Below are 4,066 nucleotides of genomic sequence, written 5' to 3'. Positions count from 1 at the left end.
TTTCGACCGATCAAGGGCGAGCGCCTTCCATTTTCTGCAATCTGGTCGCCGAATAACGACAACCCCGCGTTCAGGCGTCTTCTGAGCATGGCGAGGACAAAAGCAGGGTCGGAAAGAAGCGCGGCTATCAGTGAGCATCTCTGTGGATTTGAGCCGCACGCCTCGCCTTCGCAAACCCGCGATCTGTCGCAATAAACCTCTGGAGCATCGGTACAATCAGCCGGACTGCGTCGGCAACAGGTTGCCCCGTCTCCCGCCCCAGCACCTCGGCATAGGCGACCAGATCGCGATGAACAGATGCTGGCAATTCCACTGTCACCTTCACCGGCTTGTCGTCGGGCAGAGGTCCAAGCTTGAGTTTCGACATGATCAACCTCCTGCGGGTTCGAATACCAGATCGCGGGTGACGATGATCCTGACCGGGAACCCCGGGCGGATGGTCAGCGTCGGCGCGACCTGCAGCTGACGCTGGACGATCTGCTGGCCGGCCTGGTTAATCGTGTCCACAGCGCCATCGCGGATCGCCTGGACCAGGCGGTCCTCGTCATCGGTGGCGAGGTCCGCACCAATCGCGAGCAGCGTGGACAGACCCGCCGCGCGCATCAGATCCCACCAGTGATAGTCAACGCCATCCTCGAGGCCGGCATAGCCGCTCGCATCCGCCCCCGGCAGACGTTCGAGAACAATGGATTGACCGCCGGGAAGGATCAGGCGGTTCCAGACCAGCAGCACGCGGCGTTGGCCGAACGTCACGCCGTCATCGTATTGGCCGATGATGCGGGTTCCTTGTGGGATCAGCAGCAGCGACCCGGTCGGGCTGTCATAGACATTCTCGGTGACCTGCGCGGTGATCTGCCCCGGGAGATCGGAGCGAATGCCGGTGATGAGCGCGGCCGGGATCACCGCTCCCGCCTGAAGGATGTTCGGCGAGGCTGGCGGCTGAATGCGATCGGATGCGACGGTCTGCCGGTCCACCGGACCGTTGAGGAAAGCCGTATGCCGGCTCCCCTCAGGTTGCCCGGAGCCACCCAGGCCCGGAAGGTTCACGCCGGCCCCGGCCGTCGTTGCCCTGCCAGTTGCCGACTGGAAGAAGACACCGCTCAGACGCGCGGTTTCCTCCTCTGCCCTGCGGCGCTCAGCCTCCGGATCGACGGTCGGGCTCGCAATCGGCGGAGGGCTCACGGGCAAACCCCGCTCCTGCGCGTCAAGGATCGGTCGCCCGAGGTCACCGGGCAGTGCAGGTCCCAGAACCGGTCCGGTATAGTCGGACGGCAGCCCTTCCAGGCCGTCCGCAGCCGGTCGATTGTCGATGGAATAAAGTTCTCCACCTCCCGGCCCTGCCTCACGGGTCTGGAGCGCATAGATCAGCGCGCCCCCAATGCCGAACAGGGCGACAGCTCCGACACCGGCCAGAACCTTGCGCGACAGCCGGGTCACGCGCGGCGGATCGGGGCGCAGACGCATCGGCGCTGCAGGATCGGTGTCACTCATGACGCCCCTCCCCTTCGCGCATCCACCTCCGTCCGCGCATCGGCCTCGCGCTCCTCCATGCGCACGATCCGGACCACCTGCTGGCGGTCTCCTGCGCCCAGCCGGAGCTCGGCGGCGCCGAAGAGGCGATCCACGATCAGAACGTTCCGGTGAATGCGGCTGTTGACGATCTGCGGTTCTCCGTCCGAACCGAGCACGAAGAGAGGCGGCATCTCGCCCTGGGCGATGCCTGCCGGGAAGACGACATAGACGCGGCGGCCATCGTCGAAGACAGAAACCGGGCGCCAGGGCGGGCTTTCCCCCTGGATCTGCAAGCCGTAGCGATGATTGCGGGCAGAGGGCGCCGGAATGGTCGGCGCGATTGCCACAGCCTGCCGCCCACCACGCGGCGCTGCCGGATAGGCCCAGGCGACCGAGGGCATGTAGAGCGCCTCACGTGCACGCAGCTCGATCGTATACACCCGCCTGTCAGTGCTGATCACCAGATTGGTCGAGATGTCGTCCCGCGTCGGTTTGACGAGGATGTGGACGCGGGCAGTGGATCCGGACCCGCTCTCTGTGTCGCCAATGATCCAGCGCGTGGTATCCCCCGCAGCGATCGGACCCGCGCCGGTCAGACGTTCGCCCGGCTCGAGTGCGATATTGGTGATCTGACCCGGCGCGGCATAGACCTGATAGAGGGCACCTTCCGACCAGGGATAGATCTGGATCGCATTGTAATAGCCTTCCCGGCGCGGTTCGATCCGGGCGGCGGCATTGGCGTTTTCGATACGTCCGGTCGGTGTGCCTGCCACCGCTCCGCCATGCGCCACTGTCCAGACCGGCGGCATGTGCAAGGGCCGAGGGCGTTCCTCGGCAGCCGAGGCGGGCGGGGTGGGCAGCGGCGGCACGGACTCGTCGTAGCTGAATTCCGGCACCGGGTTGCGGGCGCACCCTGCCAGTACGGATGCGGATAGCAGCAACGCCACCAACATCGGCGTCCTGACGCCCGGAGACCTGGTTGCATGAAGATGCTGTTCAGTCATTGGCTCATCTCCCGCGACCAGGAGATCGCATTGATATAGATTCCGAGGGGATTGGCGCGCAGGCGCTCGGCGCTGCGCGGCGTCTGGATCACGACGGTCAGGATCGCGGTCCAGCGCGCGGTCGTGGAAAGCTGGCCGTTCTCGTAGTGGCGCTCGGTCCAGGCGACGCGGAACGATCGCGGCGAGGCCCGGATGACCGAGGACACCTCGACGGCGATCTGCTGACGGCCGACGCGGGTGAACGGGTCGTTCGCACGAGCGAAATCGTTCAGAGCGGCCGCGCCACGGTCCGTGGTGAACTCATAGGCGCGCAGCCAGTTCTGCCGCACGATGATCGGGTCGGCGGGGATGGAACGAACCTGTTCGATGAAACGGCCAAGATGGAAGGCGATCTGCGGATCGGTCGGCTCGTAGTCGGCGGAAGCCGGAGCGACAGCCTGGGCCTCGCCGAGCGCGTCGACCTGAACGACCCAGGGCACTACCGTGCCACGTGCGGATTGCCAGACCAGGGCGCCGGCAAAACCCGCCGCGAGGATCAGGCTGCCGAAGGCCATGTAGCGCCAGTTGCGAGCCTGAACGCGGGCGGAGCCGATGCGCTCGTCCCAGACCTGCGCAGCCCTCTGGTAAGGCGTCTCTGGTTGAGGTGTCTTGCCATAATGCGTGGCGGAACGCCTGAAGAGGTTCATGAGCGGTCCCTTTCGGAGAGATTGACGGAGGAGCCCGAGCCGTGGCTGTCGCCCGACCGGACGGCATGGGCGGCAGCGCGGACGCCATGGCTCACGGCCTGGTTATGGCGCATGCGCTTTGCCCAGGCTGGCGGGCCATCGGAGGCGGACGGGCCGGAAGAAGGCTCGGGTGCCGCTCCGCCAACCGTGCCCATCGAGGTGGTTCCGCCCGTCGCCACCACACCGCCCTTGACGCCCTCGGCGTAGCTGGACTGGATCCCGCCCGCCGCGCGAGAAGACGCCTTCTTGAGCGGTGATGCCGCGGAAGCGGCCCCGGCGCGCGTTACACCAGCCATCCCCCCGGAGAAACCACCTCCGCCCATCGAGCCGAGCGTGTAGGCGCTCGAGGCTGCGCCCGCCGCGGCTGCGCCGCCGCGTGCGAGGGCGGCACCACCAGAGAGCGCGGACCCCGCCCCGCGCGCTGCGAGCATGGTCGCCCCTCCGGCCCCGATCGCAGCGCCACCGACGGCAAGGCCTGTACCTATGGCCGCCCCCGCGCTGAGTTGGGGCCCGCCGGACACCAGACCCGAGGCGATACCGGGGCCGAAGATACCGAGGCCCAGCAGAGACAGGGCAGCCAGAACAATCGCCATGGCGTCATCGATGGTCGGCGTCACGCCTCCGAAGCCCGCGGTGAACTGGCCGAAGAGCGTCGATCCGATGCCGATGATCACGGCCAGCACCAAAACCTTGATGCCGGAGGAAATCACGTTGCCCAGCACGCGCTCGGCCATGAAGGCGGTCTTGCCGAAGAGGCCGAAGGGGATCAGCACGAAGCCCGCGAGGGTCGTGAGCTTGAACTCGATCAGGGTGACGAAGAGCTGC

The 4,066-nt window shown here is 66.7% G+C and carries 5 protein-coding genes; all 5 read right to left on the bottom strand.

The annotated features are described in order from the left end of the window. Positions 1 to 127: 127 nt before the first annotated feature. Positions 128 to 367, bottom strand: coding sequence for a DUF2274 domain-containing protein (locus tag C8N44_RS22605; protein WP_076705626.1), 240 nt, complete (start codon positions 365 to 367; stop codon positions 128 to 130). A 2-nt stretch (positions 368 to 369) separates the two neighbouring features. Next, entirely contained in the window at positions 370 to 1,491 is a 1,122-nt protein-coding gene (locus tag C8N44_RS22600; protein ID WP_107978950.1) for a TraB/TrbI/VirB10 family type IV secretion system protein, read from the bottom strand. Next, positions 1,488 to 2,516, bottom strand: a complete 1,029-nt coding sequence (trbG, locus tag C8N44_RS22595; protein WP_107978949.1) for a P-type conjugative transfer protein TrbG — start codon at positions 2,514 to 2,516, stop codon at positions 1,488 to 1,490. The genes C8N44_RS22600 and trbG overlap by 4 nt, the downstream gene beginning before the upstream one ends. Further along, positions 2,513 to 3,202 (bottom strand): conjugal transfer protein TrbF, encoded by a 690-nt coding sequence (gene trbF, locus C8N44_RS22590; protein WP_107978948.1) that lies wholly within the window; start codon positions 3,200 to 3,202, stop codon positions 2,513 to 2,515. The genes trbG and trbF overlap by 4 nt, the downstream gene beginning before the upstream one ends. Continuing rightward, positions 3,199 to 4,066, bottom strand: an 868-nt coding sequence (locus C8N44_RS22585; RefSeq protein WP_188758822.1) for a type IV secretion system protein, incomplete at its 5' end; no start/stop codon positions are given. The genes trbF and C8N44_RS22585, both read right to left, overlap by 4 nt.

Origin of the sequence: Allosediminivita pacifica, from assembly GCF_003054175.1 — a bacterium.
Lineage (GTDB): Bacteria > Pseudomonadota > Alphaproteobacteria > Rhodobacterales > Rhodobacteraceae > Allosediminivita > Allosediminivita pacifica.
This window is presented reverse-complemented; position numbering and strand designations above follow the sequence as displayed.

What these genes read in the sequence shown, in the direction of transcription:
- C8N44_RS22605 (WP_076705626.1), bottom strand. Translation starts at nt 367, where the DNA reads ATGTCGAAACTCAAGCTTGGACCTCTGCCCGACGACAAGCCGGTGAAG.
- C8N44_RS22600 (WP_107978950.1), bottom strand. Translation starts at nt 1,491, where the DNA reads ATGAGTGACACCGATCCTGCAGCGCCGATGCGTCTGCGCCCCGATCCG.
- trbG (WP_107978949.1), bottom strand. Translation starts at nt 2,516, where the DNA reads ATGACTGAACAGCATCTTCATGCAACCAGGTCTCCGGGCGTCAGGACG.
- trbF (WP_107978948.1), bottom strand. Translation starts at nt 3,202, where the DNA reads ATGAACCTCTTCAGGCGTTCCGCCACGCATTATGGCAAGACACCTCAA.